19 protein-coding genes are annotated in these 16,394 nt (G+C 61.9%); 7 read left to right on the top strand and 12 right to left on the bottom strand.

Features of this window, described 5'->3' with window-relative positions; all coding sequences use genetic code 11:
* Positions 1 to 4 precede the first annotated feature (4 nt).
* The 6 genes from JL05_RS21025 to ltnD all read right to left on the bottom strand — a co-directional run bounded on the left by JL05_RS21025 (position 5) and on the right by ltnD (position 5,658).
* Complete coding sequence (locus JL05_RS21025) at positions 5 to 535, bottom strand: GNAT family N-acetyltransferase (RefSeq protein ID WP_004939196.1); 531 nt, start codon at positions 533 to 535, stop codon at positions 5 to 7.
* A 63-nt stretch (positions 536 to 598) separates the two neighbouring features.
* Positions 599 to 1,969: a GntP family transporter gene (locus tag JL05_RS21020; RefSeq protein ID WP_033633751.1), complete on the bottom strand. Its 1,371-nt coding sequence runs from the start codon at positions 1,967 to 1,969 to the stop codon at positions 599 to 601.
* A 106-nt stretch (positions 1,970 to 2,075) separates the two neighbouring features.
* Positions 2,076 to 2,852: a 2-oxo-tetronate isomerase gene (otnI, locus tag JL05_RS21015; protein ID WP_033633750.1), complete on the bottom strand. Its 777-nt coding sequence runs from the start codon at positions 2,850 to 2,852 to the stop codon at positions 2,076 to 2,078.
* Positions 2,853 to 2,855: 3 nt separating this feature from the next.
* Entirely contained in the window at positions 2,856 to 3,488 is a 633-nt protein-coding gene (otnC, locus tag JL05_RS21010; protein WP_015377162.1) for a 3-oxo-tetronate 4-phosphate decarboxylase, read from the bottom strand.
* Positions 3,485 to 4,744: a 3-oxo-tetronate kinase gene (gene otnK / locus JL05_RS21005; protein ID WP_080347682.1), complete on the bottom strand. Its 1,260-nt coding sequence runs from the start codon at positions 4,742 to 4,744 to the stop codon at positions 3,485 to 3,487. Before otnK ends, otnC begins: the two co-directional genes overlap by 4 nt.
* Entirely contained in the window at positions 4,744 to 5,658 is a 915-nt protein-coding gene (gene ltnD, locus JL05_RS21000) for an L-threonate dehydrogenase (protein ID WP_033633748.1), read from the bottom strand. The genes otnK and ltnD overlap by 1 nt, the downstream gene beginning before the upstream one ends.
* 283 nt (positions 5,659 to 5,941) lie before the next feature.
* Between ltnD and ygbI the strand changes: the two genes are divergently transcribed.
* Positions 5,942 to 6,712, top strand: a complete 771-nt coding sequence (gene ygbI / locus JL05_RS20995) for a DNA-binding transcriptional repressor YgbI (protein ID WP_033633747.1) — start codon at positions 5,942 to 5,944, stop codon at positions 6,710 to 6,712.
* A gap of 149 nt (positions 6,713 to 6,861) precedes the next feature.
* On the opposite strand, the gene JL05_RS20990 is transcribed toward ygbI, so the two are convergent.
* The 4 genes from JL05_RS20990 to JL05_RS20975 all read right to left on the bottom strand — a co-directional run bounded on the left by JL05_RS20990 (position 6,862) and on the right by JL05_RS20975 (position 9,517).
* Positions 6,862 to 7,389, bottom strand: a complete 528-nt coding sequence (locus tag JL05_RS20990; RefSeq protein WP_050501282.1) for a hypothetical protein — start codon at positions 7,387 to 7,389, stop codon at positions 6,862 to 6,864.
* 122 nt (positions 7,390 to 7,511) lie between these two features.
* Complete coding sequence (locus JL05_RS20985) at positions 7,512 to 8,279, bottom strand: molybdopterin-dependent oxidoreductase (protein ID WP_004939173.1); 768 nt, start codon at positions 8,277 to 8,279, stop codon at positions 7,512 to 7,514.
* A complete protein-coding gene (locus JL05_RS20980) occupies positions 8,272 to 8,877 on the bottom strand; it encodes a cytochrome b/b6 domain-containing protein (RefSeq protein ID WP_033633746.1) in 606 nt (201 codons plus the stop codon). Before JL05_RS20980 ends, JL05_RS20985 begins: the two co-directional genes overlap by 8 nt.
* A gap of 13 nt (positions 8,878 to 8,890) precedes the next feature.
* A complete protein-coding gene (locus JL05_RS20975; RefSeq protein WP_033633745.1) occupies positions 8,891 to 9,517 on the bottom strand; it encodes a hypothetical protein in 627 nt (208 codons plus the stop codon).
* 140 nt (positions 9,518 to 9,657) lie between these two features.
* On the opposite strand from JL05_RS20975, the gene JL05_RS20970 reads away from it, so the two are divergent.
* Complete coding sequence (locus JL05_RS20970; protein ID WP_015377170.1) at positions 9,658 to 10,329, top strand: heavy metal response regulator transcription factor; 672 nt, start codon at positions 9,658 to 9,660, stop codon at positions 10,327 to 10,329.
* Positions 10,326 to 11,744 carry a heavy metal sensor histidine kinase gene (locus JL05_RS20965; protein WP_033633744.1) on the top strand — a complete coding sequence of 473 codons (1,419 nt, stop codon included), beginning with the start codon at positions 10,326 to 10,328 and terminating at the stop codon, positions 11,742 to 11,744. The genes JL05_RS20970 and JL05_RS20965 overlap by 4 nt, the downstream gene beginning before the upstream one ends.
* Before the next feature lie 13 nt (positions 11,745 to 11,757).
* Here JL05_RS20965 and JL05_RS20960 read toward each other — a convergent pair whose 3' ends face one another.
* Positions 11,758 to 13,224 carry a sensor histidine kinase gene (locus JL05_RS20960; protein WP_033633743.1) on the bottom strand — a complete coding sequence of 489 codons (1,467 nt, stop codon included), beginning with the start codon at positions 13,222 to 13,224 and terminating at the stop codon, positions 11,758 to 11,760.
* A gap of 3 nt (positions 13,225 to 13,227) precedes the next feature.
* Positions 13,228 to 13,941 carry a response regulator transcription factor gene (locus JL05_RS20955; RefSeq protein ID WP_021504276.1) on the bottom strand — a complete coding sequence of 238 codons (714 nt, stop codon included), beginning with the start codon at positions 13,939 to 13,941 and terminating at the stop codon, positions 13,228 to 13,230.
* A 150-nt stretch (positions 13,942 to 14,091) separates the two neighbouring features.
* On the opposite strand from JL05_RS20955, the gene JL05_RS20950 reads away from it, so the two are divergent.
* The 4 genes from JL05_RS20950 to JL05_RS20935 all read left to right on the top strand — a co-directional run bounded on the left by JL05_RS20950 (position 14,092) and on the right by JL05_RS20935 (position 16,361).
* A complete protein-coding gene (locus JL05_RS20950; RefSeq protein ID WP_033633742.1) occupies positions 14,092 to 14,703 on the top strand; it encodes a cytochrome b/b6 domain-containing protein in 612 nt (203 codons plus the stop codon).
* A gap of 10 nt (positions 14,704 to 14,713) precedes the next feature.
* On the top strand, positions 14,714 to 15,490 hold the full coding sequence (locus JL05_RS20945) for a molybdopterin-dependent oxidoreductase (protein WP_033633741.1): 777 nt from the start codon (positions 14,714 to 14,716) through the stop codon (positions 15,488 to 15,490).
* Positions 15,491 to 15,549: 59 nt separating this feature from the next.
* Positions 15,550 to 15,825, top strand: a complete 276-nt coding sequence (locus JL05_RS20940) for a pentapeptide MXKDX repeat protein (RefSeq protein WP_033633740.1) — start codon at positions 15,550 to 15,552, stop codon at positions 15,823 to 15,825.
* Between the two features lie 65 nt (positions 15,826 to 15,890).
* The gene (locus tag JL05_RS20935; RefSeq protein ID WP_033633739.1) at positions 15,891 to 16,361 is read left to right on the top strand and encodes a YkgB family protein; all 471 of its coding nucleotides are present in this window, start codon (positions 15,891 to 15,893) and stop codon (positions 16,359 to 16,361) included.
* Positions 16,362 to 16,394 lie beyond the last annotated feature (33 nt).

The following is a 16,394-nucleotide window of genomic DNA, read 5'->3' as shown; positions in this document are numbered from 1 at the left end:
GCATTCAAAGCGGGCAATGCATCACGACGATCGGGCTCTGGTGATACTCGCTGCGGTGGCTTTCGCTAAAGCCGACTTTTTTCGCCAGCGCCAGCGAAGCCTGGTTTTCCGGTGAGATGATGCAGACGGTTTGCTTGCCAGGCAGGTGCGTTTTACCCCAGGCCAGCGCCGCCCGCAGCGCCTCGGTGGCGTAGCCTTTGCCGTGCGCCGAGCTCACCAGCGTCCAGCCCATTTCCGGCGCGTCGAGCGCCGGGGTGATGTCGCGCAGGAAGTTGGAGAAGCCGATGCTGCCGAGATACTCGCCGCTCTGTTTGTCACGCACCGCCCAATACCCGTATCCCAACAGCGCCCAGTGGCCGACGTAGCGCATCAGGCGCCCCCAGGAGTCTTCCCGGTCGCGCGGCGTGCCGCCGATATAGCGCACCACCAGCGGATCGGCCCACAGCGCGGCCAGCGAGTCGAAGTCGTCCAGCGTGTGCGCGTCCAGCCGCAGGCGTTCGGTGATAAGCGTTGGCGCGGTGTTGATTACGGTCATGTTGCTGCTCCTGCACAGGGTGAAAGGCGATGAAAAACAACGGCGTTCAGTATGCCAGAGAAATCACACCGCCAGCCACAACAGCCAGGTGAACAGAAAGCCGCTCAGGCCGAGCAGGGTGGTCAGCACCGTCCAGGTCTTCAGGCCATCGGCCACCGACAGCCCCAGATAGCGCGTGACGATCCAAAAACCGGAGTCGTTGACGTGGGAAAGCCCCAGCCCGCCAAAACAGGTCGCCAGCGTCACCAGCACCAGCTGCAGCTGATTCAACCCGCTGACCGCTTCCGACAACAGGCCGCCGGTGGTCAGGATCGCCACGGTGGCGGAACCCTGCGAAGCGCGCAGCGCCAGCGAAATGATAAACGCGGCGGGCACCAGCGGCAGGCCGATGGCCGTCAGCACTTCCGCCAGCGCCTTGCCGACGCCGGATTCCACCAGCACCTTGCCGAACACGCCGCCCGCGCCGGTCACCAGGATCACCACCGCGGCGGTCGGCAGCGCGGCGCCCATTACGTCACCGGTGTGTTGCAGGCTCCAGCCGCGGCGCAGCGCCAGGAAGTAGAAGGCCAGCAGCAGGGCTATCATCAGCGCCACCGCCGGCGACCCCAGCAGCGACAGCGCATCGCGCAGCGCCGAGCCTGCCGGCAACAGCGTGGCGGAGACGGTGCCGAGCATGATGATGGCGATCGGGATGACGATCAGCGCCGCCACCAGGCCAGCGCCGGGCGGGTTGATGCGATCGCTGAGCGGCGCTCGCCCTTCCGGCCGCGGCTCCGGCGCCGCCAGCTGCAGCTGTTCCAGCACCTCTATCGATAACGGATAGGTTTTGCGGTTGAGGTAGTTGGCGGCGAAATAGCCGATCGCGCCGACCGGAATACAGATCGCGAGGCCGATGATGGTCAGCCAACCGATGTCGGCGTTGAGCAGGCCGGCGGCGGCGACCGGGCCGGGGTGCGGCGGCAGCGCGACGTGTACCGTCAACATCACGCCGGCCATCGGCAGGCCGAACTTCAGCGGCGACACTTTGGCGACCTTGGCGAAGCCGTAAATAATCGGCGCCAGAATGATAAAGCCGACATCGAAGAAGACCGGAATGCCGAGGATAAATGCGGCGAGGGTCAGCGCGGCGACGGTATGTTTCGGCCCCAGCCCCTGGCTGAAACGTTGCGCCAGCGACTCGGCGCCGCCCGAGTGTTCGATCATGCGCCCGAGCATCGCCCCCAGACCGATGATGATGGTTACCGAGCCGAGCACGCCGCCCATCCCGGCGGTCATCACTTTCATCACTTCACCGGTCGGAATGCCGCTGGCCAACGCCACCAGCAGACTGACCACCAACAGCGCGACAAAGGGTTGCACCTTCGCCTTAATCACCATCAATAACAGCAGCACCACGCCGAGTACGGCAATCAGCAACAGCAGAGAGGTAGACATGAAAAAAGCCTTTCGTTGGGTAAGCGTTGGGCACCGCGATCGCCGCGTGGCGATACGGGTGCGTTTCATTGTTATAAAATCGTTTTCCTGGTGTCGGCGTGCGACGTTAGCGGTAAGGCTTCAGCCAGCCGAGCCCGGCGGCGGTGTCGCCGCGCGGCCGGTATTCGCAACCTATCCAGCCCTGATAGCCGAGCGCATCCAGCCTGTCGAACAGCCATGGGTAATTCAGTTCGCCCTCGTCCGGTTCGTGACGATCCGGCACCGAGGCTATCTGGATATGCGCGTAGCGCCCGGCCAGCGTCTCCAGCAGCCCGCTGATATTGCCGCCCACTAACTGCGCGTGGAAAAAGTCGAACTGAATGAACACGTTCGGTCTCTCGATCGCCGTCACCACCTCCGCCGCCTGATGTTGACTGGCGAACAGGTAGTCGGGCTTGACCGGTGGGCTGAGCGCTTCGATCAGCACCTTGACGCCGTGCGGGGCGAAGGCGTCGGCGGCATAGCGCGCATTGGCGATAAAGGTGTCGAGATAACGTTGCCGATCCGCGCCCGCGGGCACCACGCCGGCCATCAGGTGCACGCAGGGACAGGAAAGGGCGATGGCGTAGGCCAGCGCGCGATCGATATCAGCGCGCGCATCTTGCTCGCGGCCCGGCAGCGCCGCCAACCCCCATTCGCCGGCGGCGACATCGCCGGGCGCGGTATTGAACAGCACCTGTTGCAGGCCGTGCTCGCGCAGCTTTTCGGCCAACAGCTCAGCGGGATGCTCGTAAGGGAACAGGAATTCCACCGCGCTGAAGCCTTGTTCGGCAGCGGCAGCGAAGCGCTCGAGGAACGGCACTTCGTTAAACATCATCGATAAATTGGCGGCAAATTTAGGCATGGGTCAGCTCCGTAATTCGGCAATTTCATCATCGGTCAAATAGCGGATCGGACGATCGCCGAGGGTGAAGATCAGCCGCGCCGCATCTTCCATCTCTTCGGTATTGTCCGCCGCCGCTCGCAGGTCTTTACCGGTCACCACCGGCCCGTGGTTGGCCAGTAAAAAGGCGCGGTGGGCCGGCGCCAGGCGCGCCAGATCCTGCGCCAGCCTTTCGTCGCCAGGGCGATAGTAGGGCACCACCGGCACCTTGCCGACGCGCATCACCACATAGGGGGTGAACGGTTTGATGGCGTTGTCGACGTCCAGCCCTTGCAGGCAAGAGAGCGCCGTGAGGTAGGTGCAATGCAGGTGCACCACCGCTTTGCATTCCGGATTGTTCAGATACAGCGCTCGGTGAAAGCTGATCTCTTTCGACGGCTTGTCGCCGGACAGCCAGTCGCCGTTCAGGCTCACTTTAGACAGGCGATCGGCCTGCAGCTCGCCCAGGCAAGAGCCGGTCGGCGTCGCCAGCAGCGCGCCGTCCGGCAGCAACAGCGAGAGGTTGCCGGCGGAACCAGTGGCGTAACCGCGTTGAAAAAACGAGGCGCCGAGACGCACCATCTCTTCGCGCGCTTGCTGTTCGGTCGTCATGCTCATACTGGAAACTCCGTTTGCGCGCGCGAGAAGAAGGCTTCATCGCCAAAATTGCCTGATTTCAGCGCCAGGGAAATCGCCCGATCGCTGGCGCGCACCCAGGGAACGCCGGGAGAAATACCGGGGCCAATATGGAAGCCGCGAATGCCCAGCGCCTGCGTGACCACGCCGGAGGTTTCGCCGCCGGCGACGATAAAGCGGCTGAATCCCAACCGGTGCAGTTGCACCACCAATTCGGCGAACAGCGCTTCCACCGCCTCGCTGGCGGCGCCACCGTGCTGCCGTTGCGTTTGCTGCAGCGCTTCCGGCGGCGCAGTGGCGTAGATCAGCGGGGCAAGCGCCTCCCCGGCGTGATGCTGCGCCCAGTGCGCCAACTCGGCGGCGTAGGCGGCGCGTGCCTGTGGTTCGAGGCAACGGCCGATATCGATGGCCTGCGCCGAAGCGCGCTCGCGGTAGTGCGCCACCTGCCGGTTAGTCATCACAGAACACGAGCCCGACAGCACTGCTGCCTTTTCCCCCTGCGGCGCGCCGGCTGCCTCTGCCGAACGAGCGCCGCTTTGCGCCCATTGCCGCGCCAGACCGATCGCCAGGCCCGAACCGCCGGTCACCAGCTTCATCGTTTTCAACGCTTCACCCTGAATGAGCAGATGCCGCTCGTTGAGCGTATCCAGCACCGCGTAGCGCACGCCTTCCTGCGCCAATTGGCGCAGCTTCTCGCTGACCGCCTCGGCGCCGCGATCCATTTCCGCCGCCGTCACCAGCCCGCAGCGCCCGGCGGCCTGGGATTCCATCAGGCGCAGCAGGTTGCTGTCGGTCATCGGCGTGACCGGGTGATGACGCATGCCGGATTCAGACAGCAGCTGTTCCCCGACGAACAGGTGGCCCTGATAGACCGTGCGGCCGTTTACCGGCAACGCCGGTGAGACAACCGTGAAATTTTCCCCCAGCGCAGTGAGCAGGGCGTCGGTCACCGGGCCGATATTGCCCTGTGCGGTGCTGTCGAAAGTGGAGCAGTATTTGAAGTAGAACTGGCGGCAGCCCTGTTTTTGCAACCAGGCCAGGGCTTGCAACGACAGTTCGACCGCCTGTTCTGCCGGGCAGGAACGCGATTTCAGGCTGATGACCGCCGCCTGTGCGTTTACCTGCGTTTCGTCCTGCGGCACGCCGTTCAGCTGCACCGTCGGCAGGCCGTTTTGCACCAGAAAACTGGCGATGTCGGTCGCGCCGGTAAAGTCATCCGCGATTACGCCAAGCAGCATCAGAGCGCCTCCTTTTTTTGCGGCAGATCGATGCCGGCAAAGATTTTGATTACCGCACTGTCGTCTTCTTTACCGTAACCGGCGTTGCTGGCGGCGGTAAACATGGTGAAAGCGGTGGAGGCCAGCGGCAGCGGGAAGTGCAGCGCCCTGGCGGTATCCGCCACCAGCCCCAGATCCTTGACGAAGATATCCACCGCCGATTTGGGCGTATAGTCGCCGTCGACCACGTGGCGCATGCGATTTTCGAACATCCAGGAGTTGCCGGCGGCGTGGGTGACCACGTCGTACATCACGTCCAGCGGGATGCCGGCGCGGGCGGCCAACGCCATGGCTTCCGCTCCGGCGGCGATGTGCACGCCGGCCAACAGCTGGTGGATGATTTTTACCGTCGCGCCCAGACCGATGGTCTCGCCGATGCGATAAACCTTGCCGGCGATGGCGTCCAGCACGGGTTGCAGACGCTCGAAGGTGGCGTCGGCGCCGGCGGCCATCACCGTCATCTGGCCTTCCTCCGCCTTGGCCGCTCCGCCGGAAACCGGCGCGTCCGGCATCGGTAGCCCGTAGTCCAGCAGCCGTTGCTCGATCTGTTTGGCGTCATCGGCGGAAATGGTCGAAGAGACCATCACCGCAGTGCCTGGCTTGAGCTTTGGCGCCAGGCCTTGTTCGCCGAACAGGATCTGTTTCACTTGGACGGCGTTCACCACCAGCAGCAGCACGGCGTCCAACTCGGCCGCGAAGTCGCACGCGCTGGTAGACGCTTGTTGCGCGCCGGCCTGCTGCAGCGTCGCCAGCGCCTGCGGATTCAGGTCCGCCCCGTAGGTGGCCAATCCGGCGCGAAGGCACGAACGCGCCGCGCCCATGCCCATCGCGCCCAGTCCGATGATGCAGACGGCATAATTCCCTGGGTGTGTCATACTGCACTCCTGTTAATTTTAGTGATAATTTGTTTTGTTGTGTTAAATGTAAGCGCTTGACGACGGTTTATCCGCGATCGATATCACAATAATTAACAATATGTGAAACGGATTTTTCGTCTGATTTCTGGCCTGAATTAACATTACTATTCTGTTTTTAAATAAGTTTATGTTTACCTGGCCTAACTGCGTGCGCCGTCACGCCGCGAAAAATTAGGGCTATCGGCGAACGAAAATTGACGTAAAATCACAATTATTATCACCGCAGCAACGAGAGGGAACCGTGATACCTGTAGAACGCCATCAACAAATTCTTGCGCTGGTATCCGAACGCGGCGTCGTCAGCATTGCCGAGCTGACCGAACGGCTGGGGGTGTCGCACATGACGATCCGCCGTGATTTGCAAAAACTGGAGGAACAGGGCTCGGTGCAGTCGGTCTCGGGCGGCGTGCAGGCGCCCGAGCGGGTGGCGAGCGAACCTTCGCACCAGGCCAAAGAGGGGATGTTCGGCCGGCAGAAAATCGCCATTGGCCGGCTGGCGGCGCGGCAAATTCCCGCCAACAGCTGTATCTATCTGGATGCCGGCACCACCACGCTGGCGCTGGCGAAACAGATCGGTGAACGTGACGATTTGACGGTAGTGACCAACGACTTTGTCATCGCCGGCTTCCTGATCGAACACAGCCAGTGCCGAATCATCCACACCGGCGGCACCGTGTGCCGGGAAAACCGCTCCTGCGTCGGCGAAGCGGCGGCGCAGGCGCTGCGCGGTCTGTTTATCGATCTGGCGTTCATCTCCGCCTCTTCGTGGAGCATGCGCGGCCTGTCGACGCCGAACGAAGACAAGGTGATGGTGAAGAAGGCCATCGTCGAGGCCAGCCGCCGCCGCATTCTGCTCAGCGATACGTCCAAATACGGCAAGGTCGCGACTTACCTGGCGCTGCCGATCGCCGCCTTTGACGCCGTCATTACCGACGAGGGGTTGCCCGCCGCCGCGCGGGAGGCCATTGAGCACGCGGGGATTGCATTGCTGACGGCGGGAGAAGAGGAATAAGAACGAAGCGGGATCAGGATGAAAGTTCGGTATCGATGCCACGTGCGGGCGGTTCACTGGCTTCAACGCCGCCGCGTTCACGCCATTCGCGGCGCCTTTGTTCCCACCACTCTTCGTGGAAAGCTTGCATCTCTTTCAGGCGCTGTTCCTTAACGTGCTGCTGGTAAGTGTGGGATGCTATGGGGGTTACGCGGGATTTCGATGACATAGAGGCCGTCCTTTATAAACTCTATTTTGTATAAATAATGCCCTTTGTGGGCGTATTTTTTCAACAATAAATCATAAATTTTAGCTAATGCTGGCCTTAACGGTGCGCTTAAGATGAGCCTGGCATGATACTGATAGGCAAACTTGAGAAGGGTTTCCCCGATGCCAACTACGAATAAGCGTTCGCGTTGGAAAAGGGTATAACGCATTGCGGTATAGGTATCGAAAGCTGAGCGCCGATGCCTGTTTGCGTCGCTCAACGCCTTAACATCATAAAACTCCAGAGAGAAAGCATTATTGAGGAGAGCAGTGTCCACATACACTGGGGCAAACCAATGGTGCATGTTTTGCCCAATTTTCTTGAAATCCAAATGATAGATGGCCGATTTACCATCACCTTTTCTGACAGCAATCTGATATCTGTATGTGTCTGCTATTCCAGTGTGTGACTCCCTCACATCAATCTCCATGATAAAATCCTTTTTACTATTATTTTTCCTATAGTTATCCCCTTTGTGACGAACTGATTATTAACCGCGACGGAGAGGCTCCTCCAGCCGCCGATGAGGCTTATGCGCAGCGCCGCGCAAAACTAAATACCGCTGAACCAGTTGTAGCCCTGATCTTCCCAATAGCCGCCCGGATTGACGTCGCTGACGAAGATCGCGGCGATATGTTTGGCGTTTTTGAACCCCAACTTGGTTGGCACGCGCAGCCGCAGCGGGTAGCCATAGTCCGCCGGCAGCGCCTTGCCGCCGAAATCCAGCGCCAGGATGGTCTGCGGGTGCAGCGCGGTGGCCATGTCGAGGCTGGAGTAGTAACGATCGGCGCATTTGAAGCCGACGTAACCGGCATTCAGATCCGCGCCGACGTGCTGCAGAAAGGTGCGCAGCGGCACGCCGCCCCATTGGCCAATGGCGCTCCAGCCCTCAATGCAGATCAGGCGCGTGATCTGGCTTTGCTGCGGCAGCCGCTGCAGCTGTTCCAGCGTCCAGGGCGCTTTTTTCTCCACTTTCCCCGCGACCTCAAGCCGATAGCCGGCGAGATCGATCTCGGGGACGTTATATTCCGGGTAAAACGCGTTGAAGGGGAAAGGGTGGGTGATCTGGTCCGGCCGATAAGTTTGCGCCAGCCGCTGGCCGCTGAACAGCCAGGCCTGCACCCGGTCGTTCCAGCGCGACATGGCCCACAGCACCTTATCCACCCGATCGCCGTCTTGCAGGTTGCAACCGGTAAGCATGGCGATGCCGCCCAGCGTCAGGCCGGAACGCAGCATCAGGCGGCGCTGCAGATTGACCAACTGCTTTTTTTGGTCCGGTTCCAGTTTTGGCGCGGTTGCCCGCGGTTTTTTCTCATTCATGTTTGCCACCCGTTATCATCGCCCACAGCGTTTTGGGCACGACGATCACCATGAAGACGTGGATCGCCACGAACAGACCGATGCCGGCCATGGCGAAGAAATGCACGTAGCGCGCGAAATCGAAGCCGCCAAACAGGGCGACCAATCCCTGCAGCTGAACCGGCTTCCAAATCGCCAGGCCGGACAGTACCAGCAATAGGCCCAGCGCCAGTACGCCGAGGTACATCAGTTTCTGAATGGCGTTATAGTGGCCATGCCGGTGGCGCAGGCGCAGCGTCAACGCCAGCCAGATATCCTGCCGCAGCGCGCCGATACGAAGCGGCAACAGATCGCGGCGAAAATGACCGCTGAACAGGCTCCACAGCAGATAGCAGACGGCGTTGAGCGCCAATAGCCACATCACCGCCAAATGCCAACCAATCGCGCCGCCCAGCCAACCGCCCAGCGTCATCTGCGGCGGAAAGCGGAAATCGAACAGCGGCGAGGCGTTGTAGATTTCCCAACCGCTCATGAACATGCACACCATGGCGAACAGATTGATCCAATGAGTGATGCGAACCGGCCAGCGATGCACCGGCGGCGACGCGTTGGTCTTCATGGCATTCCTCCGGTTACATCGGCGGCACGGTGCCGTCTTTGCCGGCGGAAATGCGGGTGGCGATGCGCTCGCCCTTTTCGTTGGCGGCGGAGAACAGCACGATGTGCACGCCCGGTTTCAGCAGGCTCAGATCGCCCGGATCCAGCGTCACGATCGGCACGTCTTCCGGCACGACGACGGTTTTCTGCTGGTTGCCGTAGGTGACGGTCAGGGTGCGGCCGTTGGATTTCACCAGTTTGCCGACGGTGCCGTTGGTCATGGTGTCCACTTTGCCGTCGGCGGATTCCCAGGCCGAGTGCCCTTCGCCGGTGCCGCGCAGGCTGGCGGCGAACACATGCACCTCCAACGCCTTGAGCGTGCCGTCCGGCTGCGGCACGGCGGCGGTGCCGATGAAGCTGTCCGGTTTGATATCGTCCAGCGTGGCTTTGGAAACGCTGAGCACTTTGGTCTGATCGTTCAGCTTGACGCTGAGGGTCTCGCCCTTGCGATCGGTCAGCTGCAGATTGCCGTCGGCAACCTGGCTGATGGTGCCGCGCAGCGGCGCAATCACCTTGCCCGGCGGTTGGGCGGCGGCGGCCAAGCCGCTGGACAGCAGCAAGGTGGATAACAGTAAACCGGCTATACGATGACGGGTAATCATAACGTTCTCCTGAAATGAGTTTGCCGGTTAAGCATGGTTGAGCCATTGGGTCAGCGCCATGGCCGTTTGATGACATTAATGTCATCAAGTTTGTCCGCCGAAGCTGCTAGTATTTTTGCAGACGTAACGAGGTGGCGAGCATGCGAATACTGGTAGTTGAAGACGATATCGGCACAGGGGATTACCTGAAGAAAGGGCTGGGGGAAGCGGGCTACGGCGTCGATTTGGCGCGCACCGGCACCGACGGGCTGTTTCGCGCGTTGGAGCAGGACTACGATGCGATCGTGCTCGACGTGATGCTGCCGGGGCTGGACGGCTGGCAGATCATCGAGGTATTGCGCAAGAAAAGCGACGTGCCGATCCTGTTTCTCACCGCCCGCGATGGCGTACAGGATCGCATCCACGGTCTGGAGCTGGGCGCGGACGACTATCTTATCAAACCCTTTTCCTTTACCGAGCTGGTGCTGCGTTTGCGCACCTTGCTGCGCCGCGGGCCGGCGCGCGAAGCCGATCATTACGCCATCGCCGATCTGCAGTTGGACGTGCTGCGCCGCCGGGCGGTGCGCCAGGATCAGGTGATCCCGTTGACCAACAAGGAGTTCATGCTGCTGCATCTGCTGGTGCGGCGCGAAGGCGAAGTGCTGTCGCGCACGCAGATCGCCTCCCAGGTGTGGGACATGAATTTCGACAGCGACACTAATGTGGTTGATGTGGCGATCAAACGCCTGCGCGCCAAAATCGACCGGCCGTTCGACGTCAAGCTGATCCACAGCGTGCGCGGCATCGGCTATGTTTGCGAGCCGCGCCCGTGAACGCCCGCGCTTCACGTCGGCCGGTGTCGCTGACGCTGCGCACCGCCATGCTGTTCGCGCTGGTGGCCGCCTGCGTGGTGAGCGGGGCGGGCTGGTATCTGTTCGGCGCCATGCGTCAGGAAATGACGCTCCGCAGCGATCTGCAGGTGACCGGGCGCGTAGAGTATTTCCGCCATTTATTGGGGCAGCGCTTTCCTTTGGCGCGCCTGACGGCTAATAACGGCCTGTTCGAAAATATGCTGGGCAATGAACAGGATGTGTTGATTTTCCAAATGCCGGGGCAAAAACCGCTCATCAATGTGAATCCGGCCAGGGTGGCCCTGCCGCCGATCGCGCCGACGCCGCCCGAACAGGCGCAGACGCTGGCCGCCGTGCGCGGCGGGGAAACGGCGCAGAGGGTGCCGCTGCGCGCGGCGTCGGCAATGGTGCGCCTGGAAGACGGCAGTTTGCTGCAGATTTCCGCCGCGCACGTGATGGTCAACGAACAGAAAATGCTGGCGCGTTACCTGTGGCGCATTGTCGCGGCGGTCATTGTGGCTTTCCTGCTGATTGCGCTGCTGGGCTATGGGGTCATGCGCCGCGGATTGCGGCCGCTATGGCGCATGGCGGCGCAGGCGTCGGAGATCGCGCCCAATACATTGTCGACGCGCCTCAGTGAACAGGGGGCGCCGAAGGAGTTACAGCAATTGACCCGGGCGTTTAATGCGATGCTCGATCGGTTGAATGAAGGCTATCAGCGGCTGACGCAGTTTTCCGCCGATCTGGCCCATGAGATCCGCACCCCGGTGGGCGCGTTGATGGGCCAGTGTCAGGTGGCGCTGTATCAACCCCGCAGCGTGGAGGAGTACGAAACCCTATTGTCGAACAATATGGATGAGCTGGAGCGTATTTCGCGCATGGTGGAAAACATCCTGTTTCTGGCGCGCGCCGGTGAGGCGCAGTCCGCGCTGAACTACAGTCGTCTGGATGTGGCGGCCGAGCTGCGGCGGGTGGCGGATTACTTCGAAGGGCTGGCGGAAGAACGCGGCATCGCGCTGAACTGCGAAGGGGAAGGCGAGCTGAAGGCGGACGCGATGTTGTTCCAGCGGGCGCTGAGCAATCTGGTGGCCAATGCGGTGCGCTATGCCGATGAAAACAGCCTGATCGTATTGCGGGCTGAACGGCGCGCCGATGCCTGGTGGGTGCAGGTCATCAATCAGGGGCCGCCGATCGCGCCGGCACAGCTGGAAAAACTGTTCGATCGTTTCTACCGCGCCGATCCCGCGCGCAGCGCCGGCAGCCATGCCAGCGGCCTCGGGCTGTCTATCGTGCGCGCCATCATGACGCTGCACGGCGGTGAGGTGCGCGCCGAATGTACCGGGCGCGCGTCTGCCGCCAGCCTCATTTTCAGCCTGTGGTTCCCGTTAGCGCAATAACCGTTAAGCCGGATTAACGCGGCGGAATGGCAAAGCGGAAGCAGGCGCCGCTTTGCGGTTGTTCGATCAGCTGAATATCGCTGTCGTGCAGCTGCAGAATGCGCCGCACGATCATTAACCCCAGCCCGCCCGCAGGGCGCCGGGCGCCGCTCAGGACAGACGGCCGCACGAACAGATCGGCGCGCAACGTCTGCGGAATGCCGGGGCCGCTGTCGCTGACCTGCACCATCACCCGATCTTCCTGCCGCCACAGCCGCACGCCGATGTCGCCGCCGGGCGGCGTATGGCGAATGGCGTTGTCCAGCAGATTGGTCAACACCCGCTCAATCATGCTGAGATCGGCGAATACCGGCGGAATGCCGGGAGCAATATCGGCGTGCAGCCGCTGATTACGCGCCTCCGCCGCCAGCTCGAACTTTTGGAACACGTCCTGCAACAGCTCGCTGAGGGAGAAGGGCTCTTTCTGCGGTTTCACCACGCCGTATTCCAGCCGCGCCAGCTCGAACAGCTCCTGCGCCAGCTTGCCCACTTTGCGGCTCTGCGCCAGGGCGATCTCCAGATAGCGGCGCCGATCGGCGTCGCTCAGGGTGGCGGCCTTGACCGACAGCGTTTCCAGATAGCCGTGCAGCGAGGTGAGCGGGGTGCGCAGATCGTGCGAGACGTTGGCGATGAATTCGCGCCGCAGCCGATCCTGTTGCGCCAGCGTTTGCCACTGTTCGGCGAGACGCTGCGCCATGCGGTGAAAGGCCTGTTGCAGCTGGCTGACCTCGTCGCGCCCGGCCGGCGCCGCCGGCAGCGCCGCGTAGGCCTGCACCGCCTCGATGCCGCCGCTGTCCAGCGCATTGACCTGGCGGGTCAGGCGCCGGATGGGGCGAGTGACCCAGTAAAACGCGAAACCGCCGGCCAGCAGGCTGAACAGCACCATTACTCCGGAGGTCCACAGCGCCATCCTGGCCGCCGAATTGAACTGGGCGTTGCTGGCCAGCGCCGTGTACTCCTCACCGAGCAAGACCACATACAGGTAACCTTCGATCCGGCCGTCGACCTTCAGCGGCGCAACGCTGAACACCTTGCGCCCGTCCGCGCTGCGCGGATCGTCGCCGTACACCGGCATCTGCGCACCATCGAGCAGCGCCTGCAGCGGCGCCAGCGCGACCCGCTGCCGCTTCAGATGCCCGGCCGGCGCGGCGTTGCCGATAATCGTGCCCTGTTTGTCGAGCAGGTAAACCTCAACGCTGGGATTCACCGCCATCAGTTGGTCGAACAGGGTATGCACCGCCTGCGGCTCCGGCCCGTTCACCCCCAGCAGCGGATTGCTGTCGGCGATATGCTGCGCCAGGTTGCCGGACAGGCGCTGGATCACCGCCTGGCTGTACTGAGTATTGCTGCGCACCTGCATCCAACCGGAAAAGGCGCAGCCGATGACGATCAGCAGCGCGAAGATAATCGTGAGGCGTTGCGCTAACGTAAGGTTTTTCATGGCTCACTCTTGCGGCGCGGCCGCGAATTTATAGCCCATGCCCCACACCGTGAGGATGCGCTCGGGTTCCGCCGGATTGCGCTCAATCTTGATGCGCAGCCGGTTGATATGGGTGTTGACGGTGTGCTCATACCCTTCGTGCTGATAGCCCCAGACCTGATTCAACAGGCTGAGGCGCGAGAATACCTGGCCCGGGTGGCGGGCGAAAAAGTACAGCAGGTCGAATTCGCGCGGCGTCAGCTCGATCGGCTGTTGGTGCAGGCGCACCTCGCGGGCGATAGGATCGATGGTCAGATCGTTGAAGCTGAGCGCGCCGGCGTCCAGACGCAGGTTGCGGCTCATCGCCTCCTGGCGGCGAAACAGCGCCTTGACCCGCGCCACCAGCTCCAGCATGGAAAAAGGTTTGGCCAGATAGTCGTCGGCGCCCAGTTCCAGCCCCAGCACGCGGTGCACCTCGCTGGAGCGCGCGCTGGTGATGATGATCGGCGTGTAGCGCGTCATGGTGCGCGCCCGGCGGCAAATCTCCAATCCGTCGACGCCCGGCAACATCAGATCGAGGATGAGGGCGTCCCAGCCGCCCTGTTCCAGCATCGCCATGCCCTGATTGCCGTCGGCGGCGTGGCTGATGGCGTAACCCTCGTCACGCAGATGCAGCTGCAGCAGATCGGCGATGTCGCCGTCGTCTTCGACGATCAAAATTCGTTTTGGCTTGTCCATTCTCATTACCGCTGATTGCCCGATTCTCTCTGAAGTCTACACAACCGCCACCGGCGGAGTTATCACATTTTATTTAACTTTGCGTGAGGTCTTGGGGAACAAATCCGGGGAATACTGGGCTCATCGCATCGTTAGCTGGCAGGAATCGCTATGAGCTTCACCCTCACCCCGGAACAACGACAGACGGTACATCCTCTCTGGCTGCGGTTGACGCATTGGCTGAATGCGCTGGCGATGCTGATCATGGTCACCAGCGGCTGGCGCATCTATAACGCCTCGCCGCTGTTCAACTTCAGTTTTCTCAACGAGCTGACGCTTGGCGGCTGGCTGGGCGGCGCGCTGCAGTGGCACTTCGCCGGCATGTGGCTGTTTGGCGTCAACGGGTTGTGTTACCTGCTGCTGAACCTCGCCAGCGGGCGCTTCAAACGCAAATATTGGCCGCTCAGCCCGAAGCAGTTTCTCGCCGATGTCGGCGCGGCGCTGCGCGGCAGGCTGCAGCACGCCGACCTGCGCCACTACAACATGGTGCAGCGCGTGGCCTATCTGTCGGTGATGCTCCTCGGCGTGATAAGCGCGCTGTCCGGACTGGTGCTGTGGAAATCGGTGCAGTTTCCGCTGCTGCGCACGCTGCTCGGCGGCTATGAGGCGGCGCGATATATCCACTTTTTCGCCATGTCGGCGCTGGTGGCCTTCGTCGCGATCCATCTGGTGATGGTGGCGCTGGTGCCCCGCACGCTGCTGGCCATGCTGCGCGGACGTTAAGGAGTTCACGATGAAAAAGGATAAACCGATCATGACGATCGTTGAAGGGCAGGCGATCGTCAAAGAAGCGCAGCGCTTGTTGACCGCGTCGTCCCGCCGCCGCTTTCTGCGCAACGGCCTGACGCTGGGCGGCATCGCCATGCTCACCGGCTGCGATCTCAGCGGCAACGCCAACGTTGAACAGGCGCTGAGCCGCATTTCGCGCCTCAACGATCGGGTGCAGGGCTGGCTGTTCAACGGCGATCGCCTGGCGCCGGTCTACCCGGAATCGATGATCACCCGGCCATTCCCGTTCAACGCCTTTTACGCCGAGGAGGACGCGCCCGACATCAACGGCGACGACTATCGGCTGGAGGTGGCGGGGCTGGTGCAGGACAAGCGCGCCTGGAGCCTGCCGCAGCTGCACCAAATGGCGCAGGTCAGCCAGGTGACGCGTCATATTTGCGTCGAGGGTTGGAGCGCCATCGGCAAGTGGGGCGGCGTGCCGTTCGCCACCTTTCTTAAGGTAATCGGCGCGGATCTGAGCGCCCGCTACGTCAGCTTCAAATGCGCCGACGACTATTACACCAGCATCGATATGGCCACCGCGCTGCATCCGCAGACGATTATCGCGCTGACCTACGACGGCCAGATCTTGCCGCGCAAGTACGGCTACCCGATGAAGCTGCGCATGCCGACCAAGCTGGGTTACAAGAATCCGAAGCACATTCAGGTGATCGAGGTCACCAACCGCTTCCCGGGCGGTTACTGGGAAGACCAGGGCTACAACTGGTTTGGCGGCAGCTGAGGCGGCCGCCGGCCATTCTCCGGCACTCCGGTGCCTTTGACATGACGGAAGGAAATACCATGAAAAAGTTATTCGCAATGATGATGTGCAGCGCGCTGATGCTGGGTGTGGCCGGCGCCAACGCCGCCGATGGCATGAGCAAAGACGCGATGAAAAAGGACGGCATGAGCCAGATGTCGCACGACGGCATGAAGAAAGAGTGCATGGGCAAGGACTGCATGAAGAAAGACAAGATGGGCCAAGACGCCATGAAAAAGGATGGCATGGCGAAAGACGGTATGGCCAAAGACGGCATGAAGAAAGATGAGATGAAGAAGGATGCGATGGGGCACTAAGCCGCCGTACCCCGTGGCCGCAAGCGGCAGATCCGCTGCGGCTGCGGGCAACATAAGGAGAGAGGATGATGCTGGCGACATGGCTGCGGCGCTTTCAGCGCTCGAACGGGGACGTTATGTTTATGCGCGCGGCTTTGGTGGTGATTTTCGCCGCCTTCGGCTATGCCAAATGGTTTGATTACGAAGCGCAGGGGCTGGTGCCACTGATCGGCAACAGCCCACTGCTGAGCTGGATGCACCAGGCGTTCGGCATTCGCGGCGCCAGTTATGCGCTGGGCGTCGCCGAGTGGAGCTTCGGTTTGCTGCTGCTGGCGGGATTCTGGTCGCGGCGGTTGGGGTTGCTGGGGGCGATCGGATCGACGGTGACCTACCTGACCACGCTGACGCTGATCTTTTCCACGCCGGGCGCCTGGGAGCCCTCCGCCGGCGGTTTTCCCGCCATGGCCGGCGCCACCAGCTTTTTAATCAAGGATCTGGTGTTGTTGGCCGGCTCCCTGGTGCTGCTGAAAGCCGACTTGCCGGCCGAGCAGGCATAAAAAAGGGCGTAGCCTGGCTACGCCCTCTGGTTA

Source organism: Serratia nematodiphila DZ0503SBS1, from assembly GCF_000738675.1.
Lineage (GTDB): Bacteria > Pseudomonadota > Gammaproteobacteria > Enterobacterales > Enterobacteriaceae > Serratia > Serratia nematodiphila.
This window is presented reverse-complemented; position numbering and strand designations above follow the sequence as displayed.